Here is a 16,192-nt window from a genome sequence, read left to right as displayed (position 1 = left end):
CTATGGAGAATATGAATACACTCGAACAATTTTTCTACTATTTTGGTGAAAATGGCAGCTATGTTTTCATGCAATTCATCCAGCATTTTCTCATCTCTATTTATGGTGTATTACTAGCATCAATTATCGGAATTCCCATTGGGATTCTCATTTCAAAATATGCTAAACTATCAAATATTATCATCACGATCGCGAATATTATTCAAACAATTCCTGCCCTTGCACTACTAGCGATATTGATGCTAGGCATGGGATTAGGTCAAAAAACAGTTGTTGTAGCAGTCTTTTTATACTCGCTATTACCGATTATAAAAAACACGTATACAGGCATTAATAATATTAATAAAGATTTAATTGATTCAGGTAAGGGCATGGGAATGACAAAGATACAGGTACTCTATTTAATCGAATTACCATTGTCGCTTTCTGTCATGATCGCAGGTATTCGCATTGCTTTGGTTGTTGCAATTGGTATTACAGCAATCGGTGCCTTTATCGGAGCAGGAGGGCTTGGGGATATAATTATTCGTGGGACAAATGCTACGAATGGAGCGGCGATTATTTTAGCTGGTGCCATTCCAACAGCATTGATGGCTGTTATGGCAGATTTAGTATTAGGTTGGATTGAACGTAAACTGGATCCAGTGAAACGTAATAAAAAAATAACGACTCCAAAAATTCGTTCATTAAACGAATAAGAATAAATCTTATGAGAGAGACTCTATTTGATTGACATGTAAAATGTTCATCTTATAGAGTTTTTTTCTATTCAAATGGAATCTTTCAGTCATTTATTATGATTCTTTTTCTCTATTTGACAGCAGGTAGAAAAGAACGGTAGCATATAGGAGTCAAATCTATTGAGTAGGTGAAATATTTCGTGGAAAAAAAAGAGCATCGTTTACCAATCAAAGGTATGCGAAAACAAATCTATAAAAATTTAGCAAAATCAGCTTTCACAATTCCACATGCGACAAGTATGGATGAAGTGCAAGTAGATGCGTTGATGGCTTATAAAGAGTTATTAAATAAACAAACAACTGTTAAAATTACATATTTGCCTATTTTCGTGAAATTATTACCGAAACTTTTAGCAAAGCATGAAATTTTTAATGCGACAATAGATGAAAAAGAAAAAGAAATAGTGATACGAACATTTTATAATATTGGTATTGCTGTTGCGACAGATGAAGGTTTAATCGTACCAGTTATCAAAAACGTTGATACAAAAACAATTGAAGAGATTGCCTTAGATATTCAAGAACTTACCATAAAAGCTCGTGAAGGAAAATTGACGATTCAAAATATTACAGGCGGTACATTTACATTGTCTAATACCGGCATACGTGGAGGTATATACGCTACGCCAATCATCAATTACCCACAAGCTGCCATATTGGGTGTGCATGCTATGAAGGAGCGCCCAGTCATTTTACCGAATCGTCAAATTGGTATTGGCACGATGATGGGCCTAAGTTTATCATTTGATCACCGTATTATCGATGGAGAATCAGTTGGCTACTTTATGGATGACCTCAAACAGTTTATCGAAAATCCTGAAACAATTGGATAGGAAAGTAGTCGAATAGCATGAAATTATTTTCAAAAAACAGCAGCCCAAACCATTTTGATGGTTTGGGCTGCTGTTTTTTTGGCTATATTATTTTAATTTTTGAATGAAGCAAACTTTTAAATAGTTGAACTCAGGGAAATCACGGTTTACTTTGAAATCTTTTGGTAAGCCGAATGTTTCAACAATTTTATATTTTGTATTTGTATCTTTGAACGCTTTGTCGATGAATGTTTTAAATTTCTTCATACCAAAGCTTGCATTGTTTGTTGAAGCGACAATAATCCCATTTTTTGCTGTTACTGAAATAGCTTCTTCAAGTAACATAGGGTAATCTTTCGCTGTTGAGAATGTTAATTTCTTAGAACGAGCAAAGCTTGGTGGATCTAATACAACTAAATCAAATTTCATATCATGTTTTTGAGCAAATTTGAAGTAATTGAAAACGTCCATTACTTTAATATCCTGTGCTTCATAGTCAATGCCATTCACACTGAACTGTTCAATTGTTTTTGCAAGACTACGTTTCGCTAAATCAACAGAAGTAGTTTCTCTTGCCCCACCAAGAACTGCAGCGACAGAAAATGCACCTGTATAAGAGAATGTATTTAATGTATTCGTATCTTTACCATACGTATCGTAAATTGCTTTACGTACGTCACGTTGGTCTAGGAAAATACCAGTCATTGCACCGTCATTTAGATCGACTGCAAACTTCATGCCGTTTTCACGAATGATGATTGGGAAGACACCGGGTGTACCTTTTACGAAATCATCTTGATCAACATATGTGCCTTGCTCATCAAAACGTTTTTTCTCATAAATGGCTTTGTAATTTGTCAAAATATCTAGTGAAGCAATAATTTGATCGCGGAATTGGTAGATTCCTTTGCTATACCAACTAATCATGAAGTACCCATCGAAATAATCGATGCTCAAACCACCGATGCCATCTCCTTCGCCATTAAAGACGCGGAATGCAGTTGTGTTTGAATCATTGAAAAATGAATCACGTTGTTTTAGTGCGTAAGCGATTTTTTTATTGAAGAACTCTTGATCAATAGCTTCTTCTTCATGTGTAGATAAAATCCAACCGATGCCTTTGTTTTGAATACCATAATATGCTTTGCCTAGGAAACGATTAAATTGATCGACAACTTCGAAAAGTTCGCCTTCAGTTTCTAGATAGTGTCTATTCGTAACAGCATCTTTGTGGATAAGTGAATATCCTCTTTTGATATCTGCCAAGAACTCAGGTTTTACGCGTAAAGTTTCCATATAATTTATAAATCATCCTTTTTAATAAGTAGTTTCTCTTATTATCGCATTTTTTCCATAGAAAAGCGAAATTGATTTATATTACAGCTCCGTAATATTCTTTAATGTAATTGTAAAAGAAATGTCGTTGAATGAACAGTGATTAATCTATAGACTAAAGTGTAGAAAGAGCAAAAAATTATTAATTAAAGCATTGAAATATCAAAAAAATAGAACGAAACAATACAAGAATATAGAAATGACGGGAGAAATAATAAAAATGAATAAGAAAATAATAACGGTACTAACAGCGGGAACGATTGCTTTATCAGCAAATTTTGTAGCAACACAACCAATGACAGCGTCGGCAGCTAGTTCAGTATCGGCAGCATCAAAAATCTCAGGTACATATGTTACGAAGACAGCCAAGAATGTCTATCACCGTGCAAATGTTACTAAAATTGGCAAAGTTTCTGCTAAAACAAAAATTAAACTGACACATAAACGTACGGTAAACGGCAAAACTTGGTATAAAATATCATATAATAGCGGAAAAAAAGGTTGGGTACTATCAACAAACCTTACAAAATTAACAGTTTCTTCAGCAAAAACATATAAAAAACAATTTAAAACAACGACAGCAAAGACAGCTTATAAACTAGCAGGTGGTCATAATGCTAAAGCAGGTGTTATTAAAAGAGGCGCAGTAGTTAAAACAAGCCATAAACGCGTAGTTAATGGCAAAAATTGGTATAAAGTGAAGAGCTCAACAGGTTTAACTGGCTGGGTCACTTCTTCAAACTTAAAATCATATGTTGCAAAAGTATCAAATAATGGTAGTGCATTGATTGCCGGTGGTGCGAAGTATTTAGGTGTACCATATGTTTGGGGCGGTACAACACCTTCTGGTTTTGACTGTTCTGGCTTTACAAGCTATGTCTATAAACAAGTTTTAGGTAAAACAATTCCAAGAACAAGCGGTGCTCAATATGCGGGTTCTAAAAAAATTAGTAAATCACAATTGAAAACTGGGGACTTAGTATTCTTCAGTGCTTCAGGTGGCAGTATTACTCATGTAGCAATGTATGCAGGTAATGGTAAACTTCTTCATGCAGCAGGTAACAAAGTGCATTATCAAAACCTTGCAGGTTATTGGGATCGTCTAGTGGTTGGTTACGGCACATACCAATAATCAACTATATAAAAAGGAGCAATCATTTAAAATATGATTGCTCCTTTTTCAATGGAAACTTATTTTTCAGTACTTGAGACAATTTCAGAGATGACGATTTTACTACCTAACATTGGAGACTCTTTAGGTGTCTCACCTTCTTTTGGTTCAGGGCGTTTATGTGCATTTTTGAAAGCATCACTATTTTTCCATTCATGAAAACCATCTAGAGATTCCCAGTACATATTGACACTCATTTCATCATATTCTTCGAAATCTTTTGAAATTGCGACCTCAGTTTTGACAAAACCAGTGAAGTTTTTTAAGGTTTCCCCTTTTGTAAAGTTTGGTGCTAGACGTTCAGCAAAACCTTTTTTCACTTTAATACGGTTAGTTACTACAAACATGTTTTATTCACTCCTATTCTTAAATTGTTGTCTACATATGAAGATTACTCTAATTGATTCAGTGAAATCAACTACAAACTATAAAAATATAAAAAAACAAGCCAACGAAAAAATGGCTTGTTTTTTTAAAGGAGAGTTCTATTTTTATGTGTAGCAATTACAAGGAAAGTAGCGATACTTTGGGGGATATCGCTTTGCTAAATGCTTAGAACAAACACATGTAAAAGAATGTAGGGGGACTAATTCCTAGCACTCTAATATGTATTGATTATAAAAGGTTCATAGGAGAAATTCAATATTATATTTCTAAAAAAAGTAAAAAAGGTTCAAAATAACAATATTGGTAGCATTTAAAACTATTTTTATATTGAAAATTGGAAATATTACGAATTTTGGATGTTTTATATAAACATATGTTACTATGAAAATAGGGCTATTTTCAAAGGGGGAATACGATGAAAACAAAGATAAAATTACAATATTTGATCATTGGAGTGGCTCTGTTAGCATTTGTATTAACGAGTATTACATCTATATGGAGTGGCTACAAAATGAATAAAACGAGCCTTGGCGATAGTGCGATGGAAACAAATCGTGTCTATGCACAAAAATTAGCATCTACTGCAAATGGTTATTTAGAAGAAACTTTAAAATTACTATCAGCAAATACACTAACTATTTCTGAAAACATACAGGATCAAAATTATTTACTCAAAAAAGCGGATTTAATCCGTAATCAAACAAGTGCATTTAATTCTGTGGCGATTGTAGATGCACAAGCGATTGTCTTAGCAACGTCACCTCAAACTTTGGACTTGAAAGGCGTCAAATTAACTTCGGCAGCAATGAAACAAGCAATAAAGAAAAAAACCCCATTAATTTCAGAGCCATATGAAAGTATTAGTGGGCGTCTCATTATTTTTATTTCAGTCCCAATTTATTCTAAAAATAATGATTATTTAGGTCTTATTGGTGGCACAATTTACTTGAAAGAAGATAATGTATTATCGGCATTGCTGGGAACACATCCATATGAAGATGGCTCGACAGTATATGTAGTCGATCATGATGGTACAGTAATTTATGATGTCAATTCCCAACGTATTGGAGAAGATTTTTCAACGATAGATGTTATTCAACAAGGTATTAAAAATGACCATACAAGTATAGCAAAAGGTGAAAATTTAAGTGGGCAACAGGCGTATATTGGATTTTCACATGTCAAATTGGCTAATTGGACTATATTTGCACAACGTCCGACAAATGTAGCAGAAGCACCCGCAGGTGATATGGTGAAAAAGATGATTTATGTTGCATTACCACTACTCGTATTTTCATTACTTGTTATTATTTTGGCATCATATAAAATCGCTAAACCATTACAACGTTTAGCGGAGTTAACAGAGAGTAGTAAATCACAAAATGAAGCGCAAAATTTTAAATCAGTACCAGCTTGGTATTATGAAGTGATTCAATTGAAAGAATCGCTTATTTTAAGTTTTGCATACTTGCATAATCAAGTACATCACTTAACAGATCAGTCCAAAACAGATCCACTAACGGGCTTGTTTAATCGTCGAACATTGACGGAGGTTATGGAAAGGTGGCAGATTGAAGATACAACCTATTCCATCATATTATTAGATGTGGATCATTTTAAAAAAGTGAATGATACTTACGGACATGATGTAGGAGATAATGTGCTAAAATATTTAGCTCAGACGCTGAAGAATTGTACACGTACCACAGATTTTTGTTGTCGCTATGGCGGCGAAGAATTCATCATTTTATTACCGAATACGACGAGTGATGAAGCGGCAGTCCTAGCTGAAAAAATTCGCCACACGTTAGAGAAAACGAAAAGTCCATCAGGAGAAATTATTACTATTTCAGCAGGTGTAGCAGAATATCCTAGCATGACCAATAATCCAATCGAATTACTTAAAAAAGCCGATGATGCGTTATATTATGCAAAAAAGCATGGTCGCAATCAAATAACAATATCAACGTAACGTAGGGCTATGTAAAAAGATATAGACGCACCGTAATTAGGGGCGTCTTTTTTAATGCCTAAGGTTGGACATTACTATTTTTGTGAGATAAAATTAACACTCAGCACAAGGTTCGTAACAGAAAAGGTGACGTAAAATGGATAGAACGGATATCACGGCAATTATTTCACAAAAATTAAAATTAGTACGTACAGAATATAATTATACGCAAGAGCAAATGGCTGAGGTTATTGGCGTTTCCAAAAAAACAGTAGTTCAAATTGAAAAACAAAGAATTGATTGTGGCTGGACAGTGGCTGTCACAATCTGTGCTTTGTTTCCAGCAAGTTCAATATTACAAAATGCGATGGGTGGAAATCCGATGGATTTAATCTACCTGGTGTCTAATGATGGTGTTTATTATAAAAATAATACACTCGTTAATGATGTGCTTTGGTGGAGAACAGAATCAGCAAACGATGATTGGATTTTACAACAAAATGTCATTCACTCATATTATCGTTTAGTAGATTCAAACGGATATATAAAATCGATGATGCATAGTAAAGAGCAAGCAATGAAAGAATTTACTAAATAGTATATTGCCATTAACCTAATAATAAATTATTAGGTTTTTTTTATGCACAATTTAGGTATTAAAGGGTATATAAATAAATAATGAGAAATTTGGAGGGGAAATCGATGAAACAACTTAATTTAATAGTAGTATGCCTCTTTGTGGTAATCACCTTAATTTCCTGCTCAAGCCCCTCGAAAAATGAAGTTACCCCTACTGCCAAAAGTAAAGTAATTACAGAAAAAAATAGTAAGGAATTTTTTAAAAACCCTACTGATTATATTGGGTATAAAATTGATGTAACAGCTGTTGTAGAAGATTCGGAATACGATCAGTCAAAAGGTGTATCTTCGCTTGTTCTATTATTTCCAGCTGATTACAGTGGTGCGATTTTAATAATTGATAAAAATGGTGAAGAAAAATTAGTGCAACAATCATCTATCGAATTTACAGGGGAAATCGTCAATATTATTGAACGAAAAAATAAGTTTGGAACGAAGGAAAAATTACCACAGGTAGTGGTAGATACAGTGAATCGTGTTGATAGCGCGGAAAAAAAAGAAAAAATAATAAAATCTGTACCTGTAAATCGTAGTAAGGAAAAGGAATCGGTATATGCAACCATTGAAAAGATTGTGATGTTAAAGGACAGTACAAGAATCTATGTTTTTCTCTACAATAAATCACAAAATCGTATTTATTTTAATGATAGTAAATTAACATTAGTTGCCGATCATATGATTATTCCATCAAAATATGAAATGGTCGATAAAGAACGGCGATTAGCACGGTCTTTAGAATCGAATCAAGGTTCGCACGGTATATTATCATTTAATAGCATACCAAAGGATGTCAATAAGATTCATTTAACACTCTATGTGAACCCAACCGATGAAAAGAGAGGTGTGGAGCTAGATTTCAAGGTGAAAATATTAGAAGATCAGGCGGTTAGTGAACAAACGGAGCATGTAAAAGAAGAATAATCGTAACGTATACAACAAGCTATCTCCTAGTAGATTTAATCTACTAGGAGATAGCTTGTTGTATGAAAAGTAATATTTTGGTAGTTGTTTTCGACAAGATTGTTTACAATAAGATAGGGGGTGGTCATGTGAAAAAGAAACTAAGTCTGCTAGTAGTAGTGTTAGTACTACTACTTGGCTGTGCGGATAAAAAAGACATGAGTGGGGAGTATGATAATCATCAACAGCAGCATGTAGCGAATGGAGACCTACAGGAAAAAACAAAATCAGTCACAATATTACCTAGTTTTTTACATAAGAAAGAAGAGTTGCAGCAAGTATATTTAGCTGTGGGACAATCACCAGAACTATTGGAGAATATACCCTGTTATTGTGGTTGTGGTGAAACTGCCAATCATAAAAGTAGTGTAAATTGTTTTATAAAAGAATATAAAATAGCAGATGCCATCGTCTGGGATGATCATGGAACACGCTGTGATGTCTGCGTTAACATTGCCGTTGAAGCAATCAATTTACAACAGGAAGGTAAAGCAGTAAAAGAGATTCGTACTATCATTGATGAAAAATATAAAGAAGGTTTTGCCGCACCAACACCGACAAAAAATCCAATATAGCGAACGAAAACCTACCTTTTATGAGTGATGTTACCTCAAATAGGTAGGTTTAGTAGATTCTTAAGAAAAACTTCATTATTTTATAGTGAATATATTAAGAATCACATTCTATACTAAAAAGAGTAGTCGAAAGGGGGAGTCGGAATATGATTAAATTAAAGAATATTAACCATACATTTTCGATTGGACGTAAAGGTCATGAACATTATGTACCTGTGTTACAAAATATCAATTTAAGTGTAGAAGCAGGAGAAATTGTGTCTATTGTTGGTAGAAGTGGTTCAGGGAAATCAACATTATTAAATGTTATTGCCGGATTTTTAAAACCAAAATCGGGACGTATTTATTTGAATAATAAAGATATTACAGACTTGTCTGAAACAGCACATGCTGATTTTCGTTTGAAAAATGTTGGCTTTATATTTCAGAATTTCCAATTGATGCCTGGCTTAAGTGCGTTTGAAAATATTGAATTACCATTGAAAATACGTGGAATGGGTAAAACAGCACGTAAGCAAACTGTTGAAAAAATAATGTTGAAGGTTGGTTTAGAAAAAGTCGGAGACCACTATCCAAATGAGTTGTCGGGAGGGCAACAGCAGCGTGTGTGTATTGCGAGAGCACTTGTAACCAATCCATCCATCATTTTAGCAGATGAACCAACAGGTAGCCTAGATTCCGAAACGGAGCAAGAGATACTAGCATTAATCCGTTCATTAAATGAAGTATTAGATCTTACATTTATCATCATTACACATGATGAAGAAGTGGCTAATATTACAACGAGTAAATACCGTATGCACGATGGTGAAATGATGGCGGTGGCAGCTCATGCAATTTAGAGATCAAATTGATTTTGTACGTCAACATGTTAAAAAGAATAGAATGCGAGTATTTACAACTATTTTAGCAACAACGATGGGCTGTGCTTTTTTAATCGTTTTAGCATCCATTGCATTTGGTTTACAAGGAACAGTAGAAAAAGAGATTATGACGGACGATTCATTAACAAAAATTGAAGTGTATGAAGGGAGTAAGGGTAAAATTAATCGTGAAAAAATAAAGGCGATTGATCAGGTAACAGCTGTTGTGAAAAAATCAAATATCGATGGTAATTTATTGATTAAAACGAATTATGATAAACGTTCAACAATGCCAGAAACGATGTTAATTGATTATAAAGAAGCAGAAAAAGCAAATATTAAATTATCTGAAGGAAGTTACCCGACAAATAACAATGAGGTCATCATTGGGTACCATTTAAATTCGATGATGTATTCTAAGGCTGATGAAAAAGCGATAGAAAATAATAAAGAAGACAAAAAATTGAATGTTGGCATGTCGGCTAGCTTACTCGGTAAAAAAATCAATCTTATTGTTTTGACCGGTGAAAAAAATGAAAAAGTAATGACGAAAAAAATGACTGTTGTTGGTATAAAAGAAAAACCCAAAAAAGAGTGGATGATGGACAGTTCCATATTGCTCAGTCAAAAATTTGCAGAAGAATTAATGCCAGCAATTATAAAAATTAATCCAGAAACAAAAAAAGAAGAAGTATTTTATTCTAGTTATGAAGTATATGCGAAAAATGTAGAGGCAGTAAAGGCTGTTAATACACAATTAAAAGACATGGATTTATCGACATATACAGTAACAGAACAATTGGATCAAATGAATTTATTGTTTTTGGCATTAAAAGCCGGCTTGATTTTTGTCGGGACAATCGCAGTATTAATTGCTTCTATTGGTATATTTAATACGATGTCTATGGCGGTAACTGAGCGTACACGTGAAATTGGCGTTATGAAAGCAATCGGAGCAAGCCCTAAACTCATTCAACGATTATTTATAATGGAAAGTGCTTATATTGGATTAATTGGTACAGCTATTGCTGTGGCAATCTCCTATATTATTAGTATGGCTGCTAACTTTTTCATTCCGAAAATTGTCACATTTGCGACAAAGGAAGATGGTTTTGAAAATAACGATATAATATTTTCGACGATTCCTTTTGAACTAGTCATAATAGCTTCAGCAATTAGTATTGGCGTCGCGATTTTATCTGGTTGGAGACCAGCGAGAAAAGCGACAAAAACAGATGTCATTCAAGCATTAAGACAAGATTAATAAAAAATCTCTTCAAAATAAGTAATTGGTTATATGATAAAAGCTTTCAAAAAACAAACAAAAAGGGAAATTGCTGTAGCAATTTCCCTTTTTGCATGAACTGAGCTAACGATATGTCTCAGCCTCTGTTTTATATTAGTGGTAAGAAATTTCTTGATTCAAGTCGATTGTTGAAATATCGATTCCAACAGCTTTTGCTACACCTTCACCATATGCTGGATCTGCTTTGTAGCAGTGAATAATATGACGAACTTTAATGAAGTCCTCTACACCAGTCATATTACGACCTGTGTTCTCAAATAAACGTTGTTTTGCAGCATCGTCCATTAGATTAAATAATTTACCTGGCTGTTCGAAGTAGTTATTATCATCTTCACGGAAATCATAAATATCTACCGGGCCAGCTGCTTCTGCAGGGTTTTTGTATGATGGTTGTTCTTTCCATTCACCGTAGCTGTTGGGCTCATAATGTTTTGTATTACCCAAATTACCATCTGTACGCATTAAACCATCACGATGGAATGTATGGACAGGGCACTTAGGTGCATTTACAGGGATTTGTGTATTGTTTACACCTAGACGATAACGTTGCGCATCTGAATAAGCGAATAAACGTGCTTGTAACATGCGATCTGGTGAGAAGCTAATACCAGGAATCACGTTATTAGGTGCAAATGCTGCTTGTTCAACATCCGCAAAGTAGTTTTCTGGATTACGGTTTAATTCGAATTCACCTACTGGAATTAGTGGGTATTCGCCTTTATACCAAACTTTTGTTAAATCGAAAGGATTATTCGGGTGATTTTGTGCTTGTTCATCAGTCATTACTTGAATAGACATTGTCCATTTTGGGAATTTGCCTGCTTCAATATCCCCAAATAATTCAGTTTGAGACGATTCGCGGTCTTTACCGACAACAACTTCTGCTTCTTGATCGGTGTAATTAACGATTCCTTGTTGAGACGTGAAGTGGAATTTCACGTAGACACGTTCATTGGCATCATTAATCATAGAATAGGTGTGCGAACCGAAACCATGCATATACTGGTAGCCCTTTGGAATACCACGATCCCCCATAATATAGGTAACTTGATGTAATGCTTCCGGAAGGTTTGTCCAGAAGTCCCAGTTATTATTGGCATCGCGTTTATTTGTTTTAGGGTCACGTTTTACAGCGTGATTTAAATCAGGGAAATGCATGCCATCACGGAAGAAAAATACAGGTGTATTATTACCAACTAAATCCCAGTTCCCTTCTTCTGTGTAGAACTTCAATGCAAAACCACGAATATCACGTTCGGCATCTGCAGCACCTCTTTCACCAGCAACAGTAGAGAAACGAGCGAACATTTCAGTCTCTTTGCCAATTTCAGAGAAAATTTTTGCTTTTGTGTATTGAGAAATATCATGTGTTACTTTAAATGTACCAAAAGCGCCAGAACCTTTTGCATGCATGCGGCGTTCAGGGATAACTTCACGGTTAAAGTTAGCTAATTTTTCAATCAACCAGACATCTTGTAGTAAAACAGGGCCGCGCTTACCAGCAGTCATTGAGTTTGTATTACTTACAACAGGTGCTCCTGCAGCAGTTGTTAATTTTTGATTGTTATTATTATTGTTAGTAGTCATTAAAAGTAAAGCCTCCTAGTTTTTAAGTAGTGGTCGATCGAAACCAAAATGATTAAAAAAGTATTGTAATACGCTTACTAACTTCACTTTACCATATCTTAATTAGAATATGAAGTAAATTATAATAATTATCGTTAAGTAATTCTTATATTTAACGATACCATAAAATGGGTAAGTATTTCATGGGAGTTGGCGTAGTATATAATATACTTTTCCCTTTTTCTAATGATTTTAAACACTTAATAATATCAATATATGTATATTTGCTCAATAAAATTGAAGAATGACAGGTACTTTTTTAACTACTAAGAAAAAAGTAGTCTTTTCATTTTTTCTATATAATATTTGGAAAATATATTATCAATTAAATGATAAAAATGTTCTAATTGAAAATATGAACAAATGTTTACAAGTATCTAAAGTACATCTTTGAATTTGAGTGTGTTTGCTGTTCCTTCTTTGAAATATCTTTTATGATGGGAGAAGTGAAATAAAAGGAAGTGGATTTTGTGTTTGACAAAGCAGAACGATTTATAATGCAATATTACAATGAAATGAAGCTACCTGAAGAACAAAAAAAACGTAGATTGGAACAAATTGCACAAGAAATTACTGAGCAAGGTTCTTATTTTTTATCAAAAGAGGAACTACAATATGGTGCGAAATTAGCATGGCGTAATAGTAATAAATGCATCGGTCGTTTATTTTGGAAATCGTTATATGTTAATGACCACCGTCATTTAGATAATGAGGAAGCTATATTTCAATCACTTTTAGAGCATATTCGCTATGCGACAAATGGTGGTAAAATCCGCCCAACTATATCGATTTATGCGCAAAATCGAGTGCATATTTGGAATGATCAACTCATACGTTATGCAGCTTATGAAGAAGATGGGGAAATTATTGGAGATCCGATTTCGCTAGAGCTAACCAAGCGTTGTCAACAATTGGGCTGGCAAGGAAGAGGTGGGCATTTTGATGTTTTACCTTTAGTGATTCAAATAGATGAACGTCCGCCACAACTATTTACTATTCCATCAGAAGACGTGTTGGAAGTAGCATTGCACCATGCAGAGTATGATTGGTTTAAAGAATTACACTTGAAGTGGTATGCAGTACCCATCATTTCTAATATGGGGTTTGAAATTGGTGGCATGCAATTTAATGCAGCGCCTTTTAATGGTTGGTATATGGGAACGGAAATCGGTGCACGTAATTTAGCAGATACAGACCGCTACAATATGCTACCAATTATTGCTGAAAAAATGGGGCTTAATACGAAAAAAGCCAGCACGCTATGGCAAGATCGTGCATTGCTCGAATTGAATCAAGCAGTATTGGATTCATATAAGGATCAAGGTGTAAGCATTGTTGATCATCATACAGCAGCACAGCAATTCCATCTATTTGAAGAGCAGGAAAATGTAGAAAATCGAACGATAACAGGTAATTGGACATGGCTTATTCCACCACTAGCACCAGCTACAACACATGTTTTTCATCAACGCTATGATAATACAAAAAAATCACCAAATTTTGTCTATCAACCAAATCTGTATCGGCCTTTAATAATTGATACAATCGAAATTTGATGATAAATGATTTTTAAAAATACTGAAACTATGTAGTATATTGATTTTCTAAATTAGTAGAATCGGCGTGTGAATATTCTTTTTTGCACATTATTTTCTGGTAATGCAATGTGATTCAACGCACTTAACCGAAAGAGAAATAGGTAATTAAAGAAAAAAAGCCTGAGACAGAAGAAAAATAGTATGTCTCCAATACGAATCATCAAATCCATTGAACGTGCGGAAAGCGTTCAGTAGATCGAAATGAAAAATCCCGTATGATTTCGAAAAATCATACGGGATTTTCTCTGTTGAAAATACATTTGTCTCAGGCTCTTTTTATGTTTTAAAAAGTCTCTATAGCAAACTGTATTAATTGATAAGAAAGCCAAAGCATGAGACACCCAATACCAAAGTCTAAGATTTTCCAAGCTTTAGGCTTTTTGAAAATGGGAATAAGCCATCTTGAGCCGTACCCTAGACCGAAAAACCAAACAAACGATACGATAAGTGCCCCGATCAAAAAATTAACTTTTTGATCAAAACTTAATGTTCCAGCAATTCCGCCAACTACAACAATTGTATCTAAATATACATGTGGATTCAAAAGAGTGATGGCTAACGTCACTAGAATCGTTTTATGGATAGGAATTATTTTAGAGTCGGCAGAAAGGTCGATGGCACTTGATGAAGACCAAGCACTACGAAAAGATTTGAGCCCATAAAAAAGCAAGAACAAGCCGCCAAAGATTGCAAGTCCAGCAGTGGCAAAAGTACTATTATTAATTATTGTACCAACACCCAAAACACCAATAAACATGAGTAAAACATCACATAAAAAACAGATGAATGATACCCAGAAAATATTGTTCTTTAGCAAACCCTGTTTGAGGACAAAGGCATTTTGAGCACCAATCGCGACAATCAAAGTCCCAGCAGTTAATGCACCCCTTAGAATTTCATTCATACAAAATAACTCCTTCTATTGATTTGATCAGAATTAACCTGTGACATAGCGATTTTTAGCTGCGATGAAACTGGCAGTAACAGAGATGATTACGACAATGATATACATAAAATTTGCGGTATCAAAACTATCGTATTTATCGTGTATATAACCGTATAAGACTGGACCTATTGCAGCACATAAATAGCCAAGTGATTGGGCAAAACCAGATAAATCTGCGGATTCAAAGGCATCTTTGGCCCGCAATGAGAAAAACATCATACATGTACTAAATGATGCACCACCAGCTAGGCCGATACAAATCATCCACAGTGCAGAATAATCGGTTAAACCGATTAGTAAACCGCCGAAGCCAATTATATAGAGAATGCCGAAGAAAACTACAATTGGTCGCTGATCTTTTAGTTTGCTCGCAATAATTGGTGTAATGAAAGTCATCGGGATTTGGGCAATTTGTAAAATAGAGAACATGGCACCTGCTTGACCAGCACTTAAACCCTGTGCTTTAAACATTTCAGGAATCCATGCGGCAGTTGTATAAAAAAGCATCGATTGAAAACCCATTGCTAGCATAATAATCCAAGCAAGTGGATAGCGCCACATCGGTTTTTTCTCATGTTGTTCAGCTAATGTAGGAGGCTTTTCTAGCTGTACATTTTTTGTCTGTGGCATCCAAATAATAATGGCTAAGATCGCAAAAATAATCCAAATACCAAGCGTTCCTTGCCAGCCATAACGTAGTGTAGAAATTGGGTAGCTAACACCAGCAGCTAAGCTAGCCGAAGAATTCATTGCAACAGTGTAGATGGCTGTCATAATACCAACTTTTAATGGGAATTTTAATTTGATTAAACTAGGTAGCAAAACATTCCCAAAAGAAATACCAATCCCGATTAATGCGGTGCCGATAAAGAGCATCGAGATACTGCCACTGGAACGAAGTGCAATACCAATGGCCAAAATAATAGTCGCAAATAGTAAAGACTTTTCGACCGTTATTTTACGTGCGATTTTTGGAACAATTGGCGACACAATCGCAAATGCCAATAGTGGAATGGTTGTTATAAAACCTGCAGCAACATTAGAAATATGTAAGGCCTTGCGAATTTCATCAATAATAGGCCCAACCGATGTTAGAGGAGAGCGCAATGTTAATGCAATAAAAACAATACCTAAAATAAGCAACCAAGCGGAGGCACTCAATTTATTTTTTGTTGAATATGTTTTGTTATCAGATGATTGCATGAGTTTCCTCCTATTTAAAAGTTTCATTTAGCCTACCATTTAAGTAAGCTTTCATCAATAGTGATTTTTCGCATTACGAA

At 34.6% G+C, this 16,192-nt stretch carries 15 protein-coding genes; 10 read left to right on the top strand and 5 right to left on the bottom strand.

Annotated elements, in window-relative coordinates; genetic code table 11:
• Positions 1 to 2 precede the first annotated feature (2 nt).
• The gene (locus tag DEX24_RS02660) at positions 3 to 698 is read left to right on the top strand and encodes an ABC transporter permease (RefSeq protein WP_109304849.1); all 696 of its coding nucleotides are present in this window, start codon (positions 3 to 5) and stop codon (positions 696 to 698) included.
• Positions 699 to 880: 182 nt separating this feature from the next.
• Entirely contained in the window at positions 881 to 1,573 is a 693-nt protein-coding gene (locus tag DEX24_RS02655; RefSeq protein ID WP_109304848.1) for a dihydrolipoamide acetyltransferase family protein, read from the top strand.
• Between the two features lie 87 nt (positions 1,574 to 1,660).
• Here DEX24_RS02655 and DEX24_RS02650 read toward each other — a convergent pair whose 3' ends face one another.
• Positions 1,661 to 2,848 (bottom strand): class I SAM-dependent rRNA methyltransferase, encoded by a 1,188-nt coding sequence (locus tag DEX24_RS02650; protein WP_109304847.1) that lies wholly within the window; start codon positions 2,846 to 2,848, stop codon positions 1,661 to 1,663.
• Between the two features lie 259 nt (positions 2,849 to 3,107).
• Here DEX24_RS02650 and DEX24_RS02645 point away from each other — a divergent pair, with 259 nt between their 5' ends.
• Positions 3,108 to 4,019 (top strand): C40 family peptidase, encoded by a 912-nt coding sequence (locus DEX24_RS02645; RefSeq protein WP_246131352.1) that lies wholly within the window; start codon positions 3,108 to 3,110, stop codon positions 4,017 to 4,019.
• Positions 4,020 to 4,078: 59 nt separating this feature from the next.
• On the opposite strand, the gene DEX24_RS02640 is transcribed toward DEX24_RS02645, so the two are convergent.
• Positions 4,079 to 4,405, bottom strand: coding sequence for a heme oxygenase (locus DEX24_RS02640; protein ID WP_109304846.1), 327 nt, complete (start codon positions 4,403 to 4,405; stop codon positions 4,079 to 4,081).
• Positions 4,406 to 4,860: 455 nt separating this feature from the next.
• On the opposite strand from DEX24_RS02640, the gene DEX24_RS02635 reads away from it, so the two are divergent.
• The 6 genes from DEX24_RS02635 to DEX24_RS02610 all read left to right on the top strand — a co-directional run bounded on the left by DEX24_RS02635 (position 4,861) and on the right by DEX24_RS02610 (position 10,697).
• On the top strand, positions 4,861 to 6,417 hold the full coding sequence (locus DEX24_RS02635; protein ID WP_109304845.1) for a sensor domain-containing diguanylate cyclase: 1,557 nt from the start codon (positions 4,861 to 4,863) through the stop codon (positions 6,415 to 6,417).
• A gap of 136 nt (positions 6,418 to 6,553) precedes the next feature.
• Positions 6,554 to 6,994 carry a helix-turn-helix transcriptional regulator gene (locus tag DEX24_RS02630; RefSeq protein WP_109304844.1) on the top strand — a complete coding sequence of 147 codons (441 nt, stop codon included), beginning with the start codon at positions 6,554 to 6,556 and terminating at the stop codon, positions 6,992 to 6,994.
• A gap of 104 nt (positions 6,995 to 7,098) precedes the next feature.
• Positions 7,099 to 7,956: a hypothetical protein gene (locus tag DEX24_RS02625; protein ID WP_109304843.1), complete on the top strand. Its 858-nt coding sequence runs from the start codon at positions 7,099 to 7,101 to the stop codon at positions 7,954 to 7,956.
• Between the two features lie 128 nt (positions 7,957 to 8,084).
• Entirely contained in the window at positions 8,085 to 8,570 is a 486-nt protein-coding gene (locus DEX24_RS02620) for a PCYCGC motif-containing (lipo)protein (protein WP_109304885.1), read from the top strand.
• Positions 8,571 to 8,716: 146 nt separating this feature from the next.
• A complete protein-coding gene (locus tag DEX24_RS02615; RefSeq protein ID WP_109304842.1) occupies positions 8,717 to 9,412 on the top strand; it encodes an ABC transporter ATP-binding protein in 696 nt (231 codons plus the stop codon).
• A complete protein-coding gene (locus DEX24_RS02610; RefSeq protein ID WP_109304841.1) occupies positions 9,402 to 10,697 on the top strand; it encodes an ABC transporter permease in 1,296 nt (431 codons plus the stop codon). Before DEX24_RS02615 ends, DEX24_RS02610 begins: the two co-directional genes overlap by 11 nt.
• A gap of 135 nt (positions 10,698 to 10,832) precedes the next feature.
• On the opposite strand, the gene DEX24_RS02605 is transcribed toward DEX24_RS02610, so the two are convergent.
• Entirely contained in the window at positions 10,833 to 12,326 is a 1,494-nt protein-coding gene (locus DEX24_RS02605; protein WP_109304840.1) for a catalase, read from the bottom strand.
• A 500-nt stretch (positions 12,327 to 12,826) separates the two neighbouring features.
• Between DEX24_RS02605 and DEX24_RS02600 the strand changes: the two genes are divergently transcribed.
• Positions 12,827 to 13,921: a nitric oxide synthase oxygenase gene (locus DEX24_RS02600; protein ID WP_109304839.1), complete on the top strand. Its 1,095-nt coding sequence runs from the start codon at positions 12,827 to 12,829 to the stop codon at positions 13,919 to 13,921.
• A gap of 325 nt (positions 13,922 to 14,246) precedes the next feature.
• On the opposite strand, the gene DEX24_RS02595 is transcribed toward DEX24_RS02600, so the two are convergent.
• Together DEX24_RS02595 and DEX24_RS02590 are read right to left on the bottom strand one after the other, a co-directional pair.
• The gene (locus tag DEX24_RS02595; RefSeq protein ID WP_109304838.1) at positions 14,247 to 14,867 is read right to left on the bottom strand and encodes a LysE/ArgO family amino acid transporter; all 621 of its coding nucleotides are present in this window, start codon (positions 14,865 to 14,867) and stop codon (positions 14,247 to 14,249) included.
• Between the two features lie 33 nt (positions 14,868 to 14,900).
• On the bottom strand, positions 14,901 to 16,112 hold the full coding sequence (locus DEX24_RS02590; RefSeq protein WP_109304837.1) for a CynX/NimT family MFS transporter: 1,212 nt from the start codon (positions 16,110 to 16,112) through the stop codon (positions 14,901 to 14,903).
• Positions 16,113 to 16,192 lie beyond the last annotated feature (80 nt).

This window comes from Kurthia sibirica, assembly GCF_003143975.1.
In the GTDB taxonomy this organism is placed as follows: Bacteria; Bacillota; Bacilli; order Bacillales_A; family Planococcaceae; genus Kurthia; species Kurthia sibirica.
This window is presented reverse-complemented; position numbering and strand designations above follow the sequence as displayed.